16 protein-coding genes are annotated in these 25,504 nt (G+C 42.3%); 8 read left to right on the top strand and 8 right to left on the bottom strand.

The window, feature by feature from the left end:
• The first annotated feature begins 26 nt into the window (after positions 1 to 26).
• The 5 genes from EGM47_RS03640 to EGM47_RS03620 all read left to right on the top strand — a co-directional run bounded on the left by EGM47_RS03640 (position 27) and on the right by EGM47_RS03620 (position 8,830).
• Complete coding sequence (locus tag EGM47_RS03640) at positions 27 to 2,915, top strand: SusC/RagA family TonB-linked outer membrane protein (protein ID WP_124979387.1); 2,889 nt, start codon at positions 27 to 29, stop codon at positions 2,913 to 2,915.
• 12 nt (positions 2,916 to 2,927) lie between these two features.
• The gene (locus tag EGM47_RS03635) at positions 2,928 to 4,523 is read left to right on the top strand and encodes a RagB/SusD family nutrient uptake outer membrane protein (RefSeq protein ID WP_124979386.1); all 1,596 of its coding nucleotides are present in this window, start codon (positions 2,928 to 2,930) and stop codon (positions 4,521 to 4,523) included.
• Between the two features lie 20 nt (positions 4,524 to 4,543).
• A complete protein-coding gene (locus tag EGM47_RS03630) occupies positions 4,544 to 5,650 on the top strand; it encodes a SusE domain-containing protein (protein ID WP_124979385.1) in 1,107 nt (368 codons plus the stop codon).
• 65 nt (positions 5,651 to 5,715) lie between these two features.
• The gene (locus EGM47_RS03625; RefSeq protein ID WP_124979384.1) at positions 5,716 to 8,451 is read left to right on the top strand and encodes an alpha-amylase family glycosyl hydrolase; all 2,736 of its coding nucleotides are present in this window, start codon (positions 5,716 to 5,718) and stop codon (positions 8,449 to 8,451) included.
• A 142-nt stretch (positions 8,452 to 8,593) separates the two neighbouring features.
• Positions 8,594 to 8,830 (top strand): hypothetical protein, encoded by a 237-nt coding sequence (locus EGM47_RS03620; protein ID WP_124979383.1) that lies wholly within the window; start codon positions 8,594 to 8,596, stop codon positions 8,828 to 8,830.
• Positions 8,831 to 8,899: 69 nt separating this feature from the next.
• Here EGM47_RS03620 and EGM47_RS03615 read toward each other — a convergent pair whose 3' ends face one another.
• The 8 genes from EGM47_RS03615 to EGM47_RS03580 form a co-directional block, all read right to left on the bottom strand.
• Positions 8,900 to 9,829 (bottom strand): DUF58 domain-containing protein, encoded by a 930-nt coding sequence (locus tag EGM47_RS03615; protein ID WP_124979382.1) that lies wholly within the window; start codon positions 9,827 to 9,829, stop codon positions 8,900 to 8,902.
• A gap of 194 nt (positions 9,830 to 10,023) precedes the next feature.
• Positions 10,024 to 11,022: an NADP-dependent oxidoreductase gene (locus EGM47_RS03610; protein WP_124979381.1), complete on the bottom strand. Its 999-nt coding sequence runs from the start codon at positions 11,020 to 11,022 to the stop codon at positions 10,024 to 10,026.
• Positions 11,023 to 11,247: 225 nt separating this feature from the next.
• Entirely contained in the window at positions 11,248 to 11,565 is a 318-nt protein-coding gene (gene trxA / locus EGM47_RS03605) for a thioredoxin (RefSeq protein ID WP_124979380.1), read from the bottom strand.
• Positions 11,566 to 11,670: 105 nt separating this feature from the next.
• Positions 11,671 to 16,023, bottom strand: coding sequence for a DNA polymerase III subunit alpha (dnaE, locus tag EGM47_RS03600; protein WP_124979379.1), 4,353 nt, complete (start codon positions 16,021 to 16,023; stop codon positions 11,671 to 11,673).
• 291 nt (positions 16,024 to 16,314) lie between these two features.
• Positions 16,315 to 16,761 (bottom strand): ferritin-like domain-containing protein, encoded by a 447-nt coding sequence (locus EGM47_RS03595; RefSeq protein ID WP_124979378.1) that lies wholly within the window; start codon positions 16,759 to 16,761, stop codon positions 16,315 to 16,317.
• A 272-nt stretch (positions 16,762 to 17,033) separates the two neighbouring features.
• Positions 17,034 to 19,547, bottom strand: coding sequence for a ribonucleoside-diphosphate reductase subunit alpha (locus EGM47_RS03590; protein ID WP_124979377.1), 2,514 nt, complete (start codon positions 19,545 to 19,547; stop codon positions 17,034 to 17,036).
• Between the two features lie 148 nt (positions 19,548 to 19,695).
• On the bottom strand, positions 19,696 to 20,688 hold the full coding sequence (locus EGM47_RS03585; RefSeq protein WP_124979376.1) for a ribonucleotide-diphosphate reductase subunit beta: 993 nt from the start codon (positions 20,686 to 20,688) through the stop codon (positions 19,696 to 19,698).
• A gap of 358 nt (positions 20,689 to 21,046) precedes the next feature.
• On the bottom strand, positions 21,047 to 21,616 hold the full coding sequence (locus EGM47_RS03580; RefSeq protein WP_124979375.1) for a DUF3109 family protein: 570 nt from the start codon (positions 21,614 to 21,616) through the stop codon (positions 21,047 to 21,049).
• Between the two features lie 175 nt (positions 21,617 to 21,791).
• Between EGM47_RS03580 and pyrH the strand changes: the two genes are divergently transcribed.
• The 3 genes from pyrH to EGM47_RS03565 all read left to right on the top strand — a co-directional run bounded on the left by pyrH (position 21,792) and on the right by EGM47_RS03565 (position 25,430).
• The gene (gene pyrH / locus EGM47_RS03575; protein WP_124979374.1) at positions 21,792 to 22,499 is read left to right on the top strand and encodes a UMP kinase; all 708 of its coding nucleotides are present in this window, start codon (positions 21,792 to 21,794) and stop codon (positions 22,497 to 22,499) included.
• A gap of 47 nt (positions 22,500 to 22,546) precedes the next feature.
• Positions 22,547 to 23,101, top strand: coding sequence for a ribosome recycling factor (gene frr, locus EGM47_RS03570; protein ID WP_124979373.1), 555 nt, complete (start codon positions 22,547 to 22,549; stop codon positions 23,099 to 23,101).
• Between the two features lie 130 nt (positions 23,102 to 23,231).
• Positions 23,232 to 25,430, top strand: a complete 2,199-nt coding sequence (locus EGM47_RS03565; protein WP_240642159.1) for a DUF5686 family protein — start codon at positions 23,232 to 23,234, stop codon at positions 25,428 to 25,430.
• Positions 25,431 to 25,504: the final 74 nt, after the last annotated feature.

Raw genomic sequence — 25,504 nt, 5'->3', positions numbered from 1 at the left:
TCTAAATCATTAATTAAAAACAAGTAATGAATCAAAAAATCCAAATAACACTCTTGTTATTGATACTTCCACTGGTTGCATTTGCACAGAATGTGATTACTGGTACAGTGACAGAACCCAACGGCCTTCCAACATTGGGAGCCACCGTGCAGGTCAAGGGTACCAACAATGCCACGTCCACTGATTTTGACGGGAACTATACACTCAACGATGTGGCCGATGATGCTGTGTTGGTATTCTCCTATGTAGGTTATGTGACCCAAGAAGTTGCTGTAGATGGTCGTACGACGATCAATGTCCAATTGGAGGCAGATACCGCCGAGTTGGATACCATTGTTCTCATCGGTTATGGTAGTACCAGAAAAGAAAATGTAACCGCGGCACAAACGACGGTGGATGACGAAGAATTCAACAACGGTGCCATTACCTCTCCAGGACAATTGATCGCTGGTAAGGTGGCTGGTGTATCCGTAACCGCAGCCTCTGGACGCCCAGGCGATGGTCCTACAATTAGAGTTCGACCAGGTTCTACCCTAGGTGGAAACCAGGACGCCCTATATGTGGTAGATGGTGTTCCTTTAGATCAGCAAAACGCAAGTCTAAACAGTATCAACCCAGCAGATATAGAATCTTTTACCATTCTTAAGGACGCAAGTGCGACTGCTATATATGGTAACAGAGCATCCAATGGTGTGATCTTGATTACTACGAAAAAGGCAAAACTGAATAGTGATCTCAAACTGAGCTACAATGTACAGTACGCGATTGAAAAAGTACAGAACTATGCTGATGTACTTACCGCTGATGAATTCAGAGAACTCGTCGCTGAACAAGGTGCTGATACTTCCATTTTGGGAGATGCCAACACAGACTGGCAAAACGAAATCTACCAAAATGCAACTCGTGCGATGCATAATGTAGTAGCCGAAAAAGGTTTTAAAAACACCTCGATACGCGCTTCTTTGGGTTATACCAATGAAAACGGAACCTTGTTGAAATCAGGTTACGAGAGAGCTACTCTAGGACTGAATGTTCGTCAAAACTTCTTTGACGGCGACTTAAGGTTCACACTGACCTCTCAATTAGCTCAGGAAGAAATAAGAAATGCAGATGCAGGTGCCGTTGGCGCAGCAGTTGTTTTTGACCCAACCCAACCTATTTTCAATAATACAGGTGCTTTCGGTGGGTTCTTTGAATACACCAATTCTGTTGGTGCTGAACCTAATGCCCCTAGAAACCCGTTGGGCTTGTTAAACAGTTTAGATTCTGAATTGGACAATAGCCAGGCAAGAGTTAATTTGAACGCAGTGGTGAATATCAAGCCTATCGACGGTTTAAAATTCTATGGAAATGCTGGTATCGACTACAATGAATTTGATAGTTATTCCTTTAGGGAAGCTAATTCAGGAGTTGGCTCTTTAGGAACACAACGTGACTTTGGATTTGGTTTTAGAAGAAATCAACTGCTAGACGGGCGCTTTGAGTACAAAAAGTTGCTTGAATCTTTAGACACCGAGCTTGATGTAACCGTGGGTGGAAGTTATCAAAATTTCCTTCGCCAATCTGGAGGTAGAAACTTTGTAGTAGGTACTGGATTTCAAAATGCTCCTCTTGCCGTAGACGAAAATGTAATTGTAACTGGATTTGCCAGAACATCATTTGACATCATGGATAGATTGGTATTATCTGGAAGCTATTCCCGCAACGGTAGTTCAAGGTTCTCTGAAAATAACAGATGGGCCGATTTCTTTGGAGCTAGTGCTGCCTTGAAACTTACCAACACAGACTTTGTACAGAATAGTGGTTTCCTTTCACAATTGAAGCTAAGAGGAGGATACGGTGAAACAGGTCAACAGGACATACCAGTTTCCTTTGCTTTCCTTTCCGTATTTACTCCAGGACAGCCTCAGGCAGCTGTACAGTTTGGTGATGAATTTGTTACTACCATTCGTCCTGAGGGTTCTATTGACTTGAAGTGGGAGACCACAGGTCAATGGAATGCAGGTATTGACCTTGGATTCTTTGATAACCGCATTACCGGAAGTGTTGATGGTTTTTACAGAGAAACAGAGGATCTTTTGTTGTTTGGACCACTACCTGCTGGTGGATTGGAAAACGGAAGTTTCCAGAATGCTGGTTCTACACTTAGTAGAGGTATTGAATCCAGTTTGAGCATTAAAGTGATCCGTCAGGAAAATACCAATTGGACGCTGAGCGGAAATGCTACAGTACAGGAAATAGAGATTACCGATCTTGCTGGAGCCGCTAATACGCCAGTTGCGCAAGGAGGTATTTCAGGAGGTGTAGGTAATACGATCCAGGAATGGGCCGTAGGTTCTGACCCTACTGCTTTTCATGTATTCCGTCAGGTTTATGACGAACAAGGAAACCCTTTGGATGGCGTTTACGTAGATACCAACGGAGACAATATTATAAATGAGGCCGATCGCGTGAGATACAAAAAAGCCAATCACGATGTGTACTTTGGATTGACATCTAATTTTAACTATAAAAATCTAGATTTCAGCTTTACATTTAGAGGTGCCGCTGGTGGATACAATTATAACAATGTGGCTTCCAATGCAGCTAACTTTGCTAGTGTATTCCCCACAAATACGCAAAACCCTTTATACCTAAATACTCCATCAGATATCAATAATACACAATTCAGCAATCAGGAGCTGTTTTCTGATTATTATGTTCAAAAAGCTGATTTTGTTAAACTGGACAACGTTTCGTTAGGATACAATTTCCCTGGCGACTCAGTAGATATCAGGGCTTCCGTAACTGGAACCAATCTATTTACCATTACTGAATATGATGGGGTAGATCCAGAAGTATTTAACGGAATAGACAATAACCTGTTCCCTCGTAATAGAGGTGTGATTTTTGGACTAGGATTTACATTCAAATAAAAAAGCAATAACATGAAAATATACAAGTCAATTATCCTGTTATTTTTGGGAACCCTTGTTTTTACAGCGTGTGACGATGCACTGACTGTGGAGCCACAAGGTAACCAATTGACAGAAGAGGAAATCTTTCAAGACCCTGCTACTTATCGTGGCATCGTTGCCAAAGCCTACGCAGGCCTTGCAGTCGGTGGTCAAAGTGGTGGAGATGGCAATGCTGATATTTCTGGTATCGACGGTGGTTTTTCTAACTACCTGAGATTGTATTGGAATATGCAGGAACTCACTACTGATGAGGCCATCATTGGATGGAACGACGGAACTATCAAGGACCTTCACGGTCATGTGTGGAATGATGGTAATGAATTTATTAATGCCATGTTTTCCAGGATTAATTATCAAATAGCCGTTTGTAATGAATTTATTTCGTTAAGTACAGATGCCAAATTGGATCAATACAACGTACCAGCCGATGTTCGTGCAGAGGTAATGGAGTACCGGGCAGAAGCGAGATTCCTCAGGGCATACTCCTACTACCATGGAATGGATCTTTTTGGAACCATGCCTTTTACTGACGAAAATTCAAGTCTGGCCGACCTACCACCTGCCATTTCTAGGGCTGAATTATTTGATTTCATAGAAAGCGAACTTCTGGCGGTTGAAGATCAAATGGTGGACGCAAGAGCCAACGAATACGGTCGTGCTGACCGTGCTGCTCTTTGGATGCTTCTTGCCAAAATCTATATGAATGCAGAGGTTTACACTGGAACACCAAGATACGATGATGCACTGGTGCAGGTTAATAAAGTGATCAATGCCGGATACAGTATACCTAACGCACCATATAGCTATTTATTCCTTGCTGATAATGATCAGAATGGTGCACAAAACGAATTTATATGGACCATTAATTTTGATGGATTGAACACACAAACCTTCGGTGGCACCACTTATTTGACCCATGCTCCTGTCGGAGGTAGCATGAATGCGGCTCAATTTGGTATCAATGGTGGATGGGGTGGTATACGTACCACACCGCAATTTGTAGAGTTGTTCCCTAATGAAGAAAACTCAGATGATCAACGTGAAACTTTCTATACTGATGGACAGACCAAAGAAATCGGAGAAGTAAGTCCATTTACAGATGGTTTTGCCATTCAGAAGTTTAAAAACCTCAATACCGACGGTACGCCAGGAAAAGATCCTAATGGTGATTTTGTAGATATTGATTTTCCAGTTTTCCGCCTTGCTGATGCTTATTTGATGTATGCAGAAGCTACATTAAGAGGAGCAGCTGGAGGAAACAATGCTACTGCATTGAGCTATGTCAACGCATTAAGAGAAAGAGCTTACGGTAACACGAGTGGTAACATTACAGCGGGTGCGTTAACCCTTGACTTTATTCTGGATGAAAGAGCCAGAGAGTTACACTGGGAAACCCACAGACGCCAAGATCTTATCCGTTTCAACAAATTTACCTCCGGTAAGGTATGGGCCTGGAAAGGAAATGTTCCTAGTGGAACTACCACAGCCACTTTTAGAAGATTGCTACCTATCCCTGCTCAAGAAGTAAATCAAAATCCAAACCTTAGCCAGAACCCTGGTTACTAATTCATAAATCTATCATTACAATGAAAAAGTTTTCTATACTAATGTTGTCCTTCTTGGCGATTACCGCCATGATCTCCTGTGACGACGATAATGAAGAGTTGTTCACTACAGAACCTACCAGTGACTTCACATTCCGTTCAACCCCATCAGCTTCCTATGTGTTGACCTTTGATACCAAAGACAATTTGGCTGAGCGTTTATTGTGGAACGACTTGGAGTTTAGCACTCCTGTTGCTGTGACTTATGAAGTTCAAGCTTCTGCAGATGCGTCCAATTTTGATAATCCCGTGGTTGTAACTTCTACCAATGAAACCAGCGCTGCCCTATCAGTAGAGCGCTTAAATGAAGTGGCTGCTTCTGTAGGTTTGACACCGTTTACACCTGGTGTAGTTGCCATGCGTGTGAAAGCAAGTTTGGCAGATGCTTCTATGGAGCCACAATATACAGATGTCTTGAGCTTGAACGTTACCTCTTACACTACAGAAAGCCCTAGACTATGGGTGCCAGGTAACTATGCCGCTAGTAGTGGGTATGGTGCCGACTGGTCTCCAGGTGATGCCAACACCCCTTTCTTGGAAGCCGTAGAGTTTGGAAGCACTGAATTTGAAGGCTTTATATTTATGGATGTAGCCTCACCTGAATTTAAGTTTACTCCAGAGCAGGATTGGGATGAAGATTTTGGAGATAATGGAGCCGATGGTACACTAGATGCGGGTGGTGCCAACCTTACTGTGCCCGGTCCAGGATATTACTACATTACAGTAAATACTGACCCTGATGGAGATCCAGCTACCAATGACGGTACCTGGTCTGCCAGAGCTACCAGTTGGGCGATCATTGGAGCAGCTACTCCCAACGGATGGAGTGATCCTGACACAGATATGACGTACAACGCTGCTAGCAAAAAATGGGAAGTTACTGTAATGATGACTCAAGATAACTTCAAGTTTAGAGCCAATGATGATTGGGGAACACCAACCAATAATTTTGGTGCGGATGCAGACGTAACCAATGGTCTGCAATTCAACGCATCAGATATTTCCTTTGATCAAGCTCCTGGAAACTATCTTTTTGAGTTGGATCTAAGTCAGCCGCGTGCTTATACTTACACCGCAACATCGATATAAATTAAAACATGATGAAATCAAGGGCTGTTCGCAGCCCTTTTTTTTGCTCTAATAATACTTACTTGATGAAAAATTTTATTCTGGCCGTCTTGGCATTGTGTGGTATCGCTTTCGCGAAAGCGCAAGTCACTACCAGCCCGTCCACCCCTACACAGACCGATCAGGTTGTGCTCACCTTTGATTCTACTGGTACCGATCTAGAAAATGTATCTGGTACCCTTTATGCTTACACAGGGGTGACAGTGAATGGCAACCGCTGGCAAAATATTGTCAACGGCCCTTTTAATGACAATACAACTGCCCCAGCCTTTACCAACGTAGGCGGAAACATTTACCAACTTGATCTGGGAACGACGGTGGAGCAATTTTATGGTGTGGCTCCAGGTGATGTAGTTTCTGAAATATGTCTGGTGATCCGCAATTCCAGTGCTACGGCCCAAACCAATCCTGATATTTTCTTGGATATTTTTCCGCCTGGACTGAACGTGGCAATTACCTCACCTCAAGATGGTGACATTTTTAATATTAATGATTCGGTTACTATAAGCGGTGATTGCTCACAGAACACAGCTCTGAACATCAGTGTTAATGGGAATGCTGTGGCGACAGCCACCGCCATGAATATCTCGACAAATTATTCTTTTAACGCCTCAGGGAACTACGAAATCGTGGTTTCGGCTAATAATGGTACAGATACGGCGAGCGATAGTATAGACGTTTTTGTACCTGGAGTCACCCAAAATGTGCCAAGACCCGCAGGACTGAAGCATGGCGTCAATGAAAATGCAGATGGTTCAGTGACCTTCCTACTGGCTGCTCCACTCAAAAACGATGTGGTATTGGTGGGATCCTTTACCAACTGGAATCTGGACACGGCTTACCAAATGAATAAGGATGGTGATTATTTTTGGATCACCGTTCCTGCCTCTGAGTTCACGGCCAATACCGAATTTATGTATCAGTACTTGGTAGATTTTGAAATCAAAGTTGCCGATCCTTATAGCCAACTTATTTTGGATGAAAATAGCGATCCTTTTATCAAACCGGGTAACTATCCCAATCTTCCTGCTTATCCCACCGGAGAAACTGAGGGTGATATAACCTTATACACTTACCAAAAAACTCCGTATAACTGGACGGTCAATAATTTTGTGCGCCCAGACCAAGAAAACCTTGTGGTTTACGAACTTTTGGTACGAGATTTTTCAGAAGAGGACAGTTATCAACAAGTCATCGACCGAATAGATTATTTGGACGATCTAGGCGTAAACGCAATTGAATTCATGCCTATCAACGAGTTTGAAGGAACAGATAGTTGGGGTTACAATCCAAAATTACACGGTGCGATCGACAAGGCTTACGGAACTCCAGAAAAATTTAAAGAATTGGTCGACCTGTGTCATTCTAAAGGTATTGCCGTGATTATTGACGTGGTATACAATCACGCTTTTAGCCAAAGTCCTTTGTGCCAAATGTGGTGGGATGCCGCCAATTTCAGACCTGCTGCCGATAATCCGTATATGAACCCAGTCGCTAAACACGATTTCAATGTAGGTTACGACATGAACCATGAAAGTCCATGGACCAGAGAATACGTCAAGCAAACACTTCAGTTTTTAATCGACGAATACAAAGTGGATGGATTTAGGTTTGACCTGTCCAAGGGTTTTACCCAAAACAACACTTTAGGCAATGTTGGCGCTTGGAATGCCTACGACCAATCCCGTGTAGATATTCTAAACGATTACCGTTCAACCATATGGAACAATAACAGCAATGATATTTATATGATCTTGGAACACCTTGCCGTGGACAGCGAGGAAAAGGTGTTGGCCGATGTAGGTTTCATGCTATGGGGAAAAATGACGGATGCCTATAACCAGAATTCCATGGGTTATTCTACCAATGCAGATGTTTTCCGTACCTACTTTACCTCACGCAATTATAACGATCAGCATCTGGTAGCTTATGCAGAAAGTCACGATGAGCAACGTTTGATGTATAAAAACTTACAATTTGGAAACAATGTCAACCCGGCGCATGATGTGCGTAGTTTGCCGGTTGCACTGGATCGTCAGGAGGCAATCGCTGCCATTTTATACAGTATTCCCGGACCGAAAATGTTATGGCAATTCGGCGAGCTGGGTTATGAGATCGATATAGATTTCAATGGTCGAACAGGTCGCAAACCGATTCCGTGGACGTTGAACTATGATACAGATCAAGACCGTCTTGACTTGTATGAGGCCACAGCAACCATGATCAATTTTAAAACATTGTATCCCGACACTTTCAATAGTAGAAATAACAGCCTGGATGTATCGGGACTGGTTAAGCGTATTAATCTCAATGGAAGCCAGTTTGATGCCGTGGTGGTAGCAAACTTTGCAACAAGTACGCAAACGGTCGACCCTAACTTTTCACAGACTGGAGTCTGGTACGATTATTTTGGTAACAATAGTGTGGTCAATGTGACCAACACCAGCTCACCTATTAGTCTCCAGCCTGGAGAATATAAGTTATATACTACTCAGGCGCTGAATGACCCGCTGAGTACTGACGATGCGATTGGAGGAAACAATGCATTGGATATCCGTCTGTATCCGAATCCGACTGCTGATGTATTTAGGTTGTCGCAACCTGTAGATCAGATCATCTTGTTTAATAGTGCAGGTCAGAAGATAAAAAGTTATTCTGCAGAGGGAACCAGCTTTTCTACTAACGGATTATCCAGCGGACTCTATTTTTTACAGGTCACAGATAAGGATCGCGTACAAACACTAAAATTAATTAAAGAATAAAAAGCCTTCATTCGCAGTAGGATGGCGAGCGTAGTGTCAATTTCAAAGCCTGTCTGTCGACAGGCTTTTTTTGTTTATCGAGTATAAAGTCTTGCTATTTACAAACAATCAGCTACCTTAGGCGACTTAAAATCACAACCTTATGAAACATTTATTGAAAAGTCTATTGCTGGTAGCCTTATTTGCAGTAGCGTTAACCTCTTGTAGGGATGAAGAAAAGTCCCAAGAAGAAACCGTGAACGAAATGATCGAAAACGGAGATGAAGTAAAAGTTAAAGAAGACAAAGTCAAGATAGAGAACGAAGACGGTTCCGAGACCAAAATTAAATATGATGATGACGGTCAGGTTGAGAAAGTAAAGACAGATGATAATTCATAATCCCTATATGTGAATTTGAATTTCTGTCAGTGAAGCCTAGCCTCCTTAAGCTAGGCTTTATCTTTTCAACTATTTAAACAATTGCCTCTCCAATAGAAATGTGGTTAGGACAACATCAAAACTCTTGCGTACATCTACTGGCATATATTTGATCCTATTTTGCCCACAACGCAGTCTTAACCTGTCAAAATAAGCGCTGATCGCTTCTTGATAATCCTCCCGGATATTGTCTGCATATAAGTTGATATGTTCACCAGTTTCAACGTCGGTATAGCGAGTAGGTTGATTTGAAAAATTAAATTCCACTTCTGTGTCTCCGTCAAAAGTATGGAACAAAACAACGTCGTGCTTATTGTATTTCAGGTGACGCAGGGCTTCAAAAAGCTCATCTTCATGCCGGTCGCTTTGGAACATGTCGGTAAATAGAAGCACCAACGATCTGCGCTTGATGTTTTCCGCAATTTCATGTAAATATTTAAAGGTATCGGTTTGAGTGCCTTCCGGTGATTGTGATGCCATTTGATTCAACTGGTCCAACAACATATTATGGTGTCTTTCACTCCCCTTATCTGGAGCGTAGTACTCATAGCTATTGGAATAGATGCTCATACCTACTGCATCACGCTGCTTTTTTAATAGGTGCATGATGGAGGCTGCTGCCAGTGCACTAAATCCAATTTTGTTCAATGTTCCCAGACTTTGCTGTTTTGTCTTGGGGTAGTGCATGGATGGACTGTTGTCTAAAATCAAATGACACCGCAAATTGGTTTCCTCATCATAACGCTTGGTATAGAGCTTATCTGTTTTGGCATACAGCTTCCAGTCTATATGACGCGTACTCTCCCCTGGATTATAAATCTTGTGCTCAGCAAATTCTGCGCTAAAACCATGGAAAGGGGATTTATGCATTCCACTGATATAGCCCTCCACCACCTGGCTGGCCAACAATTGTAGATTTTTGAAACCAGTAGTTTTATTGAGTTCGTGCTGCAAATCCATAAGAAGTGAAGATAATAAAAATTATAGCTTGACAAGAAGCTGTAATCACTAAGGAAATGTATTTGAGTCATAGTGTTTTGCTTTCGCGAAAGCGAACTTAACAGACAATAGCTATCATCAATGTCTTTGCTGTAATCGGTTCAGCTCCCTTGGCTGACAAAAATGAGAAGGACGTATTCCATAGTAGTTGAGCACTATGCCACCTCCACCACCATTTTCCCTTTATTTTTACCGTCAAACAAATCAATAAATGCTTGCGGGATTTGATCAAAGCCCTGGACAATAGTTTCCTCATTGGTGAGCTTGCCTTCCTTCATCCACTTTGATAATTGCTGGATGCCCTCAGGAAAATCATCTTCAAAATTACGGACGATAAAGCCTTGCATTTTGACACTTTTCTTTACTAGGGTAGTTTCCAGTCTTGGGCCTTTGGGTACCTCTGTTTCGTTGTATAAAGAAATAGCACCACAATTAACGACCCTTCCGAACTGATTGATATTATTCATGGCCGCATCGAGAGTATAACTACCAACATTATCAAAATACACGTCAATTCCGTCAGGAGCCGATTGTTTGATGGCTTTGGAAAGTGAATCAGTTTTATTGTAATTGATACCCGCATCAAAACCGAACTTCTCTTGTATCAGCGTGATTTTTTCATCAGAGCCGGCGATGCCAATCACTTTCATTCCTTTGATCTTTCCGATCTGACCTACCACTGAGCCTACAGCGCCAGCCGCTCCAGATACAAGTAAACATTCTCCCTCTTTAGGTTGACCTATCTTGTTCAGGCCAAAATAGGCCGTAAGACCTGTCATTCCCAGTATACCTAAGTAAGCACTCAAAGGAGCCTGATCTGGATCTACCAGCCTGAGTCCATTGGCATCTGAAGTTTGGTATTTCTTCCAGGCTAGCATACCCGTGAGGTGATCCCCTTTCTTGTAGTTTTTATGGCGACTTTCAACCACTTCCGCAACAACAGCAGACTCGATGGGGGCGCCAACTTCAAATGGCGCGATATAGGATTTCTCATCCCGCATTCTTCCTCGTAGATAAGGATCAACGGAAACAAATCTTGTTTTCAGCAACACCTCCCCTTCTTTTGGGGTGGGTTGGTCAATATCTTCAAATTTAAAATCTGTGGATTGAGGTGTTCCTTCAGGTCGTTGTTTTAATATAATGCTCTGATTCATTTTTTCTTTTCAAGTTACGCCAATACAAGGACCAGCCCACTTAGACTTTTGCTAAAAAACCTGAGCCTAGTGTTAAAGTTGGCGTGTGTGGCCATTCAAATATCACCAATTGAGTCTGGCAGGCCGGTTCAGCGGTGTTGTATTGAAATAGAAAAGAAAGTCAATTGAAAAAAAAAGCCTGTAACAATAATTACAGGCTCGGCATTATATTGTTGTTGTAGTACTTTACAATAGAGCGTCTAGAGCGTCAGTATATGCATTCTTTGGAGCTACACCTACCTGACGACCCACCACTTCTCCGTTTTGGAAAACCAATACGGTTGGAATGTTACGCACGCCATATTTAGCGGCAAATTCTTGATTGGCATCAACATCTAGCTTACCCACTACAGCCTTATCCGTGTATTCTTCAGAAACCTCATCAATGATAGGTCCTACCATGCGACAAGGTCCACACCAGGCAGCCCAAAAGTCGACCATAACAGGTTTATCACTTTTTAATACAGTTTCTTCAAAATTTGCGTCAGTTATTTCTAGTGCCATTATATTTTTATTTGATTATTGAAATACAAAGTTAAGCAAAATCCTAGCATGCAACTTTAGCTCTATATTGTACTTACTTATAATGTTATGTGAGCTGTCAATGTATCAACTTACTCCGTAAGAGATCTCGTGTTTATCAAGAAAATGAAGTAATTCATTGTTGACATTGACCTTTTGAAACCTAGCAGACATATCTATACTAATTCTTTCCTCAAAATCTTTAAGGGTGAATTGTAATCGATGGTCACCTTCATGTCGATCCAAAACTTCTTTGAGCATCTCGATACGTTCTTCTAGGACTTCGTTGACATGAAATTCTATCGTAAGCTTTTTAGCTGCCGTAGCCATCACATCTTGTAATTGGGCCATTGCTGTAAAAAGGATTCGCGGATCCCTGGGTTTACCAGTGTTTTTATCAATCCAACCCTGTTGTATCTTAATTTTACAATGGATAAAGGTATTGGGTACCAGAAAATGTCTGAATTTCAAATAATCTTCTCCAAACATCCTAAATTCATGACTCTCTTCATAGTCCTCTAGGGTAAACATACCCCAAGGCTTGTTTTGTTTGGAAACCAAATGTCTTGTCTCAGAAATTACACCGCAAAAAGTGAGTTCGCGATTGACCAAAGGTTCCAGATTTTTAAGCGTAGATAGATTGGAGTTACAGAAAAACTCCATTTCTTTTTTATAATCATCCAGGGGATGTCCAGATATATAAATGCCTACGACTTCCTTTTCGCGCTTGAGTTTTTCCATAGTACCCCAATCTTCACAGTCTGGTAACTTAGGTTCTGGAATCTGCACCTCGCTAGCCTCACCAAACAAACTCACCTGCGCACTGTTTTCATTTTCTTGGAATTTCTGAGCATATTTGATCACCTGTTCGAGAAAGATCTGACCATTTTCTGACGCATGAAAGAACTGCGCTCTGTTTTCTCCTCCTAAACCATCAAATCCACCACTCAACGCCAATGCCTCAAAGGATTTCTTATTGGCAGCTCTTAAGTCGATGCGTTTGGCCATATCAAAAATACTTTGGTAGGGACCATCTTTCCTGTTTTCTATGATAGTCATCACCGCTGCATGCCCCAAACCTTTAACAGCTCCCATACCAAATCGTACCGCTCCTTTGGGGTTTACGGTAAATTTATAGTTGGATTCGTTCACATCTGGCCCTAGCACATCCAGACCCATCCTGCGGCACTCATCCATGAATTTAGTTACATCCTTGATGTTATTCATGTTGTTGGACAGGGTGGCGGCCATAAACTCTGCCGGATAATTGGCTTTGAGATAGGCTGTCTGATAGGCAATCCACGCATAGCATGTAGAATGCGATTTATTAAAAGCATAAGACGCAAATGCCTCCCAGTCCTTCCAAACCTTCTCTAAAATCGTTCTATCATGCCCATTGGCCTCTCCTGCATCCAAGAACTTAGGCTTCATCTTCTGAAGGGTAGCCATTTGCTTTTTCCCCATCGCTTTTCGCAGAACATCGGCATCACCTTTGGAAAAATTAGCCAGTTTCTGTGATAATAGCATTACCTGCTCCTGGTAAACGGTGATCCCATAAGTTTCCTGTAGATATTCCTCCATAGCATCCAGGTCATAGGAGATTTCCTTGCGGCCGTGTTTACGATCAATAAACTCTGGAATATACTCCAGAGGTCCAGGGCGATAGAGTGCGTTCATGGCGATCAAATCCGCAAATTGGGTAGGTTTGAGTTCGCGCATATATTTCTGCATCCCTACACTTTCGTATTGGAATATCCCTGTGGTCTCTCCGCGTTGGAATAGCTCGTAAGTTTTTTGATCGTCCAAGGGAATGGCTTCAATATCCAATTCAATATGGTGGCGCTCTTTGATAATGGCTACCGTATCCTTGATTTGACTCAACGTTTTAAGACCCAGGAAGTCCATTTTAAGCAAGCCAGCACTTTCCACCACCTCATTGTCAAATTGCGTAACGTAGAGATCAGAATTCTTGGCGGTGGCCACAGGAACAAAGTTCGTTAGATCATCCGGTGTAATGATGACTCCGCAGGCATGTACTCCTGTATTACGCACAGAACCTTCAAGAATTCGGGCTTTTTGAATCGTATCAGCGGTCAGGTCGTCACCTTCTGAAAGGGCCATCAATTCCCTGACCATATCAGCATCGTCACCGCGGAATTTACTCCCTACCTCATTTTCGCTTAAAGCGAAAATCTTCTTTAATTTGGCAAAGTCAGGAATCAGTTTGGCCACGCGATCAGCATCTGGAAGAGGCAAGTCCAAGGCTCTTGCTGTGTCCCTGATGGAGGATTTGGCCGCCATGGTTCCGTAAGTGATTATCTGCGCTACCTGGTTGGCTCCATATTTATCGATCACATAATCCATGACTTTATACCGATTTTCATCGTCAAAATCAATATCAATATCAGGCATGGAGACACGGTCAGGGTTGAGAAAACGCTCAAAAAGTAAGTCATAATGGATGGGATCCACATTGGTAATCCACAAACAATAGGCTACTGCACTTCCTGCCGCACTCCCACGTCCAGGTCCTACGGCCACATCCATCTCACGGGCAGCTTTAATAAAATCCCAAACAATGAGAAAATAACCTGGATAACCTGTGTTTTTGATGACATCAAGTTCAAAATCCAATCGCTCGCGGATTTCCTCAGAAAGCTCCTCACCATAGCGGATTTTCGCCCCTTCATAAGTCAGGTGTCTCAAATAAGCGTTTTCGCCGTTTTTGGTACCCTCAATCACGTCATTTGGATCCACAAATTGCTCTGGAATATCAAAGGCCGGTAGCAATACATCTCGCGCCAATTCATAGGCTTCAATTTTGTCCAGAACCCCTTGGATATTCAATATGGCCTCAGGCAGGTCTTTGAAGAGCTGCTTCATTTCCTGGGCGCTTTTAAAATAATACTCCTGATTAGGAAGTCCGTAACGATAGCCTCTTCCCCTTCCTATGGGCGTTGATTGTTTTTCGTTATCCTTGACACAAAGTAGGATGTCATGCGCATTGGCATCCTCCTTATGGATGTAATAGGTATTATTGGTAGCGATCAGTTGAAGATCGTGTTTTCTGGCCAGTTGGATCAGCACCTCATTGGCGCGATCTTCATCTTCCTGACCGTGGCGCATTAATTCCACATATAGATCATCCCCAAACTGCTCTTTCCACCACAACAAGGCTTCTTCAGCTTGCTTTTCCCCAATATTCAAAATCTTTGAAGGCACCTCACCGTACATATTTCCGGTGAGCACAATAAGATCTGATTTGAATTCTTGAATTAATTTTTTATCAATCCTGGGCATGTAGTAAAACCCATCTGTATAGGCTTTACTGGCCATTTTGGCGAGATTGTGATAACCGTTCTTGTTCTTGGCCAGTATGACGATTTGGTATCCATTGTCTTTGTGGGTACGATCGTGCATATCTTCACACACCTGAAATTCGCAACCTATGATAGGTTTCATGGGTTGTTTACCCTGTTGGTCTTCATCACCTGCAAGACTGCTGTTATAGGCATTGACAGCCCTCACAAAATGAAAGGCTCCCATCATATTGGCGTGATCTGTCATAGCCACCGCAGGCATGTCCTGAGCTGCGGCCGCATCGACCAAATCTTTTACACTGGCTGTGGATTGTAGAATGGAAAACTGACTGTGGTTATGTAAATGGGCAAAAGTGGCGCCACTGAGTTCATCTAGGTTCTCCTTAATTTCTTCCTTGGTAATTGAAGGCTCAGTATCTGTTTTTAATCGATCTGATGCTTTTTTAAGGTTGACGTGGTTGATACCAACTGGTTCAATCGTGATAGGATTGCTTTCGCGAAAGCGAACAAAATATTCAGGTTCCACACCCAATTGATCAGCGGTATATTGCTGTTGTCTTACCAATTCGAGGAAACAGCGTGTCGTGGCCTCTACATCTGCCGTGGCATTGTGGGCTTCACCAAAGGCCTCGTTGAATAGGAATTCATGTAACTCTGTAAGGGTGGGTAGTTTGAATTTTCCACCTCGACCACCCGGAATCTTACAAAGTTGCGCCGTATGCTCTGTACAGGTATCCAACACTGGCATTTCCTGTAAACGGTTGGCGGTTTTAGTTCGCTCAAATTCAGCTCCTGTCACGTTGAGATCAAACCTGAGGTTCTGTCCAACCACAAATTTGGTCTTTCCTAAAGCGATGTTGAATTCTTCCAACATCTCTTCCAGGGCAATTCCTTCCTTTTCTGCCAATGCCGTGGAAATTCCATGGATGCGCTCGGCATCATAGGGAATATCAAATCCATCAGGTCGGATAAGAAAATCTTTGGCCTCGATCAGGTTTCCCATCTTATCGTGAAGCTGCCAAGCGATTTGTACAACGCGAGGCCAATTGTCCACATCAGAAATTGGGGCGTCCCAACGCTTGGGAAGTCCAGTGGTTTCAGTATCAAATATCAGGTACATGCAGTCAGCCGCTTTACTCTAAATTACCTCTTCCAAGGAAATTTAAAAAATAGTCGTAGATCATTGAATTACAACCACCTACATCTTATTTCTTTGGAAGAATCAAGATTTTAAATATAACTCAAATTACTGCCGCAGGAAAATGTTTTTATCAACATTCAGGGTATTACCACCACCGATCTTATTTTAATTTGAACGCCACAAAAAGAAGAAAAGAAGTCGCTTTAAATCCTTTGTAATAAAAAAAGCCTGATCTAGTGGATCAGGCTTTTCTTATGAAATGGATATTGCTTAGGCAATCTCTTCCATCGCATTTACTTTATTCAATGCACCTTGAATGTTATCACGGTGCTTGGTTAGCAGACTTTTAGTAGATGGAGGCAATGTTGTCTCAGACAAAATTTCATTGTACTCTTCTACCGCGGACTTTTCTCCTCTGATAGCTTCTTCTAGAATCGCTTCTTCATTATCATAAGTAAATGTCGATTTGATATTCATCCAAGTGCGGTGTGCGTCACCTTTTACACTTGTTCCTTTATCTACTTCTTCGCCATAGCTTCTGATTTCATTTTTCAGCTCATGACCGAAGTTATATCGCTCCTGTTGTTGCTTTTCAAAGAAATCCTGCAACCTATTGCTTTCTACCTTGTCTTTGGCCAGTTTATATCCAGCTTCAGCATCGTAGTTTTTGGTAAGTAAATCGTTTAATTTATTGGAAACTTCTTTTGTGTAATTCATTGTATTAGCTTTTATGGTTAATAATTAATTTCATTACTAATATACGACGAACAACATGTTTGAAACGACTGATTATGATAGGTTTATATCAATTTTAGCCTGAGATTAAGAGGTTTTGAAGCTTAGGGCGTCAAACGTTAAATTACTTAACTACCATTGCCTGGTATTTAACAATCACGCCAATTCTAATTAGGGGGTTTCGCATCAGCGACAGTTCATAAAAAAGCCCCATCGATTGATGAGGCTTTTCGGTTCAAGTAAATAAGCAAGGTTTATGAGCCGCACATCTCGCAGTCATCGCCGTTGCTTGCGGCATCTTTTGCACGCTGGAGTATCTGACGATACTCTTCGGCACTCATTTCGTCATTTTCAGTGATCACATTCGTATTGGCGATTGGCTGAGTCTCATTCATGACCTTGGCTGCTGCAGGCGTGCTATCATCCACTTCCAGCGAAGTAGGCAACACCGTTTGCTGTGGAGCTCCTGCTGTTTTTACTACCTCTGGAGCTGATTTGCGTTCCTTGGTCACGGTAAACTTAATCGCATCTACTGCAGCCTTGGTCCTCAAGTAATACATACCCGTTTTAAGGCCACTCTTCCAAGCATAGAAGTGCATTGAAGTAAGTTTTGAAGTGGTCACATTTTCCATAAATAAGTTCAAGGATTGTGACTGATCAATAAAGTACCCGCGTTGTCTGGACATGTCAATGATATCTTTCATTTTCATTTCCCAAACCGTTTTATACAACTCTTTGATATCCTCTGGGATACCTTCGATAGCCTGAATAGAACCATTATTTCTCATAATGGCATTTTTAAGACTATCATCCCACAACCCTAGATCTACCAAATCTTTTAATAAATGCTTATTCACCACAATAAACTCTCCAGAAAGGGTTCTACGCGTATAGATATTAGAAGTGTAAGGCTCAAATGCCTCGTTGTTCCCCAGAATCTGGGAAGTACTAGCCGTAGGCATAGGCGCTACCAACAAAGAGTTACGCACACCGTGTTCCATCACCTTTTTCCTTAAATCGGCCCAATTCCATCTTCCACTTAATTCCTCATCCTTGATGTTCCACATATTGAATTGGAACTCACCTTGAGACATAGGCGAACCTTCAAAGGTAGAGTAAGCCCCTTCTTCCATTGCCATTTCCATGGATGCTTCACAAGCGGCAAAGTAAAGGGTTTCAAAAATTTCTCCGTTAAGTTTTTTGGCCTCATCACTGGTAAATGGCAGCCTTAACATGATAAAAGCATCAGCTAACCCCTGAATCCCCAATCCTACTGGTCGGTGACGCATATTGGAATTTTCAGCCTCTTTCACTGGATAGAAGTTTCTATCGATCACCTTGTTCAAGTTCCGGGTCACTCGTTTGGTTACCTTGTAAAGCGCCTTGTGATCAAAAGCTCCATCTTTTACAAACATGGGCAATGCAATGGAAGCCAAGTTACAAACCGCTACCTCATCTGGAGAGGTGTATTCCAGGATCTCCGTACAGAGGTTAGAAGAACGAATCGTTCCAAGGTTCTTTTGGTTGGACTTGCGGTTGGCCGCATCCTTGTACAACATATAAGGAGTTCCCGTTTCGATCTGTGACTCAAGGATCTTATCCCACAACTCTCTTGCTTTAATAGTCTTACGGCCTCTTCCTTCTTGCTCATATTGGGTGTAAAGCGCTTCAAACTCCTCTCCGTGTACATCATAAAGGTTAGGACATTCATTGGGACACATCAACGTCCAATCCTCATTGGCTTCTACACGCTTCATAAACAAGTCAGACATCCACATTGCATAGAAAAGGTCGCGCGCACGCATTTCTTCTTTCCCGTGGTTCTTTTTAAGTTCAAGGAAATCAAAAATATCTGCATGCCATGGTTCCATATAAATCGCAAAAGAACCTTTGCGCTTTCCACCTCCTTGGTCAACATATCTGGCCGTGTCGTTATACACCTTTAACATAGGTACAATTCCGTTGGAAGTTCCATTGGTTCCACCGATGTAAGAACCTCTTGCACGGATGTTGTGGATAGATAAACCTATTCCCCCTGCACTCTGGGAGATTTTGGCCGTTTGTTTCAACGTATCATAAATTCCTTCTATACTATCATCCTTCATGGTTAATAGGAAACATGAAGACATTTGAGGTTTTGGCGTTCCTGAATTGAATAATGTAGGTGTAGCGTGAGTAAAGAATTTTTTGGACATCAGTTCATAAGTCTCAATGGCTGCATCCAGGTCATCGATATGGATCCCTACAGAAACCCTCATCAACATGTGCTGTGGCCGCTCTGCAATCTGTCCGTTGATTTTCAACAGGTAACTACGCTCCAAAGTTTTAAACCCAAAATAATCGTATCCAAAATCACGGTTATAGATGATCGCAGAGTTCAGGCGATCTGCATTATCCTGAATAACCTTATAGACCTCATCACTAATCATGGGAGCCTTCTTCTCGGTACGCGGATTCACGTATTCATATAGGTCAGTGACTACTTCTGAAAAGGTTTTTTTGGTGTTCTTATGCAAGTTGGACACCGAGATACGTGCAGCTAGACGCGCATAATCCGGGTGCTGAGTAGTCATGGTGGCAGCAGTTTCTGCCGCAAGGTTGTCCAATTCGCTTGTGGTCACACCATCATAAAGACCATCGATTACCCGCATGGCTACTTTTACCGGGTCTACGTGATGGCTTAAACCATAACACAGTTTACGAACTCTAGCGGTAATCTTGTCAAACATTACCGGCTCCTTGTGACCGTCTCTTTTTACTACAAACATAATTGAACTGCTTTTTGGATAAGAGACAACGCGCCTGACCCGTGTCTCCTACATTGGGTTAATGATGGGGAAATCCAATGGATCACCCTTGATAATAAAATATAGTTGGGACAGCCTCATCGGCTGCACCTTGTTACATTACAAGAAACTAGAAATCGGCATCCAGGGAAAAGGAGTCCATTTCATTTTTGTCCTCTTTGGTACTGTTCATGACACCAGCCTTTTGGTATTCACCCACCCTTTTTTCAAAGAAGTTGGTTTTTCCTTGCAGGTTGATCATATCCATAAAATCAAATGGATTGGTCACATTGTACACCGGCTCACATTCAAGCTCAACCAATAAGCGGTCGGTGACAAACTCAAGGTATTGTGTCATTAACTTGGCATTCATACCAATAAGACTCGCGGGTAGGGATTCCGTGATAAATTCGCGTTCAATATCCAAGGCATCAACAATAATTTCTTTGATACGTTCCTTGGAAACTTTATTGACCAGGTGCTTGTTATGTAGGTGAACTGCAAAATCACAGTGCATACCTTCATCTCTAGAAATTAGCTCATTAGAGAATGTAAGTCCTGGCATCAATCCACGTTTTTTCAACCAAAAGATCGAACAAAACGCTCCTGAAAAGAATATACCTTCTACCGCGGCAAACGCGATCAAACGCTCGGCAAATGAAGGACTTTCCACCCATTTCAACGCCCACTCTGCCTTTTTCTTGATGGCTGGGAAGTTTTCAATGGCTTTAAATAACTTATCTTTTTCCTTGTCATCTTTTACATACGTGTCAATCAACAGGGAATAGGTTTCAGAATGGATGTTTTCCATCATAATCTGGAAACCATAGAAGAACTTGGCTTCTGAATACTGCACTTCATTAACAAAGTTTTCAGCCAGATTCTCATTGACAATTCCATCACTGGCCGCAAAGAAGGCCAAAATATGTTTGATGAAATAACGCTCGTCAGAATTAAGGGAGTTTTCCCAGTCTGTGATGTCCACGTGCAGATCTATCTCTTCAGCCGTCCAGATACAAGCCTGTTGCTTCTTATACCATTCCCATATATCGTGATGTTGGATCGGGAAGATCACAAAACGGTTAGGGTTTTCTTGAAGTATAGGTTCTTGAGTCGTCTGCATGTTGTCCATTTTTTCTCGTTAATTTCTAATGACTTGGGACTAACAAAGATGACAAAACTTTCCAGCGGTATGGATGAATTAACATTTGCATTTTGCACAAGTTTTCAACATGAGATTTTTCCTGCGCCCGGACAAAATGATCATTATAACCCTTTGAAGGAATGGATGTTAACATTTATCCATAATTCCATACCATTCATAGAACGAGGGATTTCAAACCCCCGTTTCCACGGCTATTGAACTTGATTTTTGACGTATTTTCCTACGTAATATCTGATCTTTGCTTAGAAGAAGTTATCCACGCTTTCGCGAAAGCGAAAAGACCAAATTCTAATTTTTCAAATGCAGATGTTGAGATTTAGGAATGATGTTCACGAGCAATTTCCTCGAGTTCGTCATACCAATCCACACCAAATTTACGGATCAAGGCTTCTTTGACAAACTGATACACCGGAACACCTAAATTTGCCCCTAATTCGCAGGCATCATCACAAATTTCCCACTTGTGATAATTGACCGCTTTAAAATCGGTGTATTCCTGAATGCGCACTGGATACAAGTGACAAGAGATGGGTTTATAAAAGTTAGTTTTTCCATCCCGGTAGGCGGCCTCAATTCCACACAAAGCAGTGCCATCCTCCTTAAACTGCGCATAGGCACATTCTGCTCCATCGACCAAGGGTGTTTCTAGCTCGCCATTCTCCCTTTCAATCCAGGTGCCCTGAGATTCAATAGCCGCAATGCCCTCAGGACGGAGGTAAGGTTTTACTTTTTCATATTCACGATCCAGAATATCCAATTCGGCAGTCTCCAATGGCGCACCCGCTTCACCGGCCACACAGCAAACTCCTTTACAAGCAGTCAGGTTGCAAACAAACTCTTTTTCTAACAAATCATCAGAAACAATAGTCTTACCCAGTTGAAACATATATGTGATTTTTGAGGGTTGCAAAGATACATATAACAGACACGTACACAGCATAGACAGATTGAGCGGTGCGTCTTGAGGTATATCGATCAGTTGAAGAAGCGCCTGGCTGAACTAAATTAATGTTTTTACGGGCTGCTAATTCATTTATATTTGCAATACACACATGCAGGCTATGAAATACAAACGTATTCTATTAAAACTATCTGGAGAAGCCCTAATGGGCGACCGACAATACGGAATCGATCCAGCCCGTCTGGCCGAATATGCGCAGGAAATCAAAGAGGTCACAGATAAAGGTATAGAAGTCGCTATTGTCATTGGAGGGGGAAATATCTTCAGAGGTGTGGCCGGAGCAAGTAACGGAATGGACCGTGTTCAAGGTGACCATATGGGCATGCTGGCTACAGTTATTAATGGATTAGCCTTACAAAGTGCGCTGGAGGATGCTGGCATACCTACCAGGTTACAAACTGCGATTAAAATTAATGAGGTGGCAGAGCCTTTTATTAGAAGGAAAGCGATGAGACACCTTGAAAAAGGTCGAGTGGTCATCTTTGGAGGTGGTACAGGGAATCCCTACTTTACTACAGATAGTGCCGCGGTCTTGAGAGCAATTGAAATCGAGGCAGACGTGATCTTAAAGGGAACCCGCGTAGATGGTATCTATACCGCTGATCCAGAGAAAGATAAAAGCGCTACCAAATTTGATTTTATCTCGTTTGATGATGTGCTGCGCAAAGGACTTAAGGTAATGGACACTACCGCTTTTACCCTGAGCCAAGAAAATGAATTGCCCATCATTGTTTTTGATATGAATACCAAGGGTAACCTCGTCAGGCTACTGAGCGGAGAAAATATAGGAACCAAAGTACAACTTTAAAAAAGCGGCAATATATTTGCTACAGCAGATCCAAAACATTTATAAGGATGAATGAAGAAATAAACTTTATACTGGACAGCACCAAGGAAAACATGGACCAGGCCATCAAGCACCTTGAGAAGCAACTTCTTAGCATACGTGCAGGAAAAGCCAGTGCCTCGATGTTGAGTACAGTACGCGTTGACTATTACGGCAGCCAAACTCCACTATCACAGGTGGCCAATATCAATACGCCAGATGCGCGTACCTTGAGCATTCAACCCTGGGAAAAAGGATTGATTAATGAGATTGAACGTGGTATCATGCTGGCCAATTTGGGGCTGAACCCCATGAATAATGGAGATAGCGTTATAATCAATGTTCCCGCACTTACCGAAGAACGCAGAAAAGAATTGGCCAAACAAGCAAAAGCAGAAGGCGAAGAAGCTAAAATTGGAGTGCGCAATGACCGTAAAACAGCCATGAATGATCTGAAAAAACTAGAGGTGTCTGAAGACATGCAAAAAAACGCCGAAGCAGATATTCAGGAATTGACCGATAAATACATCGCCAAGATCGACGAGCATATCACGGTCAAAGAAAAAGAAATCATGACTGTCTAAAAACAGCCTATGAAAATCAAAAAGCCAGCAGCCCATATGCTGGCTTTTTGATTTCACAATATTCTCTTAATGGAAGGCTGCCTACCTACCAATATTCTCTATTTTTATGTTTGATGAGCAATAAATTTTAATGAAATTTTTCACCGGAGTTTTTATCCTTTTTCTTAGTCTGGTCGCTCCTGCGCAAAACGATTCTGCATTTCCAGTAGATGATCTGATAACCAAGGTACTTATCTCTAAAAAGAAAAATAATCCCAGGCACAAATTCAATTCGTTTCAATACAATTCCTATGAGATCCTTAAAGTCAGTGGGGATCCTGAGGCCTTGACTGGTCCTGGCTATAAAAAAACTGAACTACGTAAAACCCTGAAAAAGACCGGAGTCCTTTTTGCCGAAAAGACTTCCAAGCACATTCACGATCACAAAGAGGGCTATAAAGAGATCATAACTGGCGCCTACATGCCTGGCTTTGATGAACCAGTTTACCCTATTTACAACATCAATTTCCAAAGCGAGCATTTATACAAAGACACTTATATCATATTAGACCAAGCCTATAAAAATCCGCTAGGTGATGATGGAAAGAATTTCTTCAATTTTAAGCGAATCTCTGACTCCCTGATCGACGGCAGGCCTGTAACTAAAGTCGGCTTCCGTCCCAAGAACGTGGAGGACAAAAGCTTGCTATCAGGCTATTTATATATCGATCAATTGAATTTTGCTGTAGCCAGAGCCATACTGGAGACCACTGGCGACATTAACATCAATGCAAACCATGATTTTGTCTATGATCCAGCCTTGGAGGTTTGGTTAGAAAGCTCCCGCAGTCTTTCTATACGCAAAGAAAAAACCAAGAAGGAACTTGAATTGTTTGGAGGCCGATTGGAGGTTGGTTTAGAAAGGGATAACAAAAAAAATAATACTGAGCCAGAGGAGCTTTATCTGATCATCCAGGCACGCAATACAGATTTTAAAACCAATAAGGAAATTACCTACGGTCGGCGCGGTCTCGAAATCGAAGTGCTGGACAGCGCCATTACCAAAAAGGAATCTTATTGGAAGGAATACCGCAACAACGATAGTTTCTCTACTACAGAATTAGCCTCGTTTGTGAACTTGGACAGTATAGTCGATGCCAGCCGAATTACAAGGCGACTAGAAACCCTGGACAAATTTAAAATTGGCTATTATCCAGTAGGGATCTTTGATATTGACCTGAAATACTTGGTTAAATTCAATGATTATGAAGCTTTCCGAGTCGGTATTGGGGGGCAGACCAATGAGAAACTAAGCGATTCTTTCAGAGTAGGCGGTTACCTGGCCTATGGAACCAAAGACGACACCTTTAAATACAATATCAACCTGGGTTATCGGTTGAACGAGGAGAAAAACACTTGGCTCAATATTTACAGGGAAGATGATATCACCGAATTTGCTGCAGAAAGTTTTCTGACCGACGCTCGGGTATATTCTCTATTTGAACCTCGGCTCATCAATATTCCTACCTTTTACTTGTATAGAGAGTACGGTTTATCACTTCAACAACGGCTGTTCCCTTCAGTAATCAGTGAGGTGTTGCTTTCGCGAAAGCGGATCAATCAAACCACCGCCTATCAATTTGCCCCAGAAGCTGATCCTAATGATGCCCTTGGGAATTACACCTTGTCAGAAATAGCCGTAGGTGTACGCTGGAGTCCGGTCAGTAAATTTATGCGTACGCCCAACGGCTATCAGGAAACAGAACGAGGCTACCCCATCCTGAGTGGGCAGCTTACTCAAGGAATCAAAGGCCTGGCAGGATCAAATTTTAATTACCTCAAGTTATCTGGCAAAATAGCCTATACGACTAAAAATCTGAACAACTCCTCTACAGACCTCAGTCTGGAAGGCCATTATGGTACTGGAAGAATACCACTCACCCACCTGTATCACGCCTATCCCAACGCCCCTAACAAGGATGAATTGCTACAGCGATTTTCAGTGGCAGGTAGGCGCAGTTTTGAAACCATGTTTTTTAACGAGTTCTTTTCTGACAAACTTCTGATCGGCCAGGTCAAGCACCGTTTGGCTCCTTTCAAAATTTTTCCCTTCCTGCAACCAGAGATGGTATTAATCACAAGAGCGGCCTGGGGAGATTTAGAACATCCGGATCGACATCTAAACATCGACTTCAAAACATTGGATAGAGGCTATTTTGAAAGCGGCTTTGAATTGAATAAATTGTTATTCGGTTTCGGTTTAAGCTTTACCTACCGGCATGGCCCTTATCATTTATCTGATTTTGAGGATAACCTGGCGATGAAGTTTACCTTCTACCTCGAACTATAACATATTGTGCAATGCATAATTTATAGTGCTGCATTATTCGATAATCCAATGTTAGCGAGTACCTTTGCAGGCCT

This window comes from Nonlabens xiamenensis (assembly GCF_003865345.1).
Classification (GTDB): Bacteria; Bacteroidota; Bacteroidia; order Flavobacteriales; family Flavobacteriaceae; genus Nonlabens; species Nonlabens xiamenensis.
Note: the sequence above shows the minus strand (reverse complement) of the source record. Positions and strands in the feature narration are given on the sequence as shown.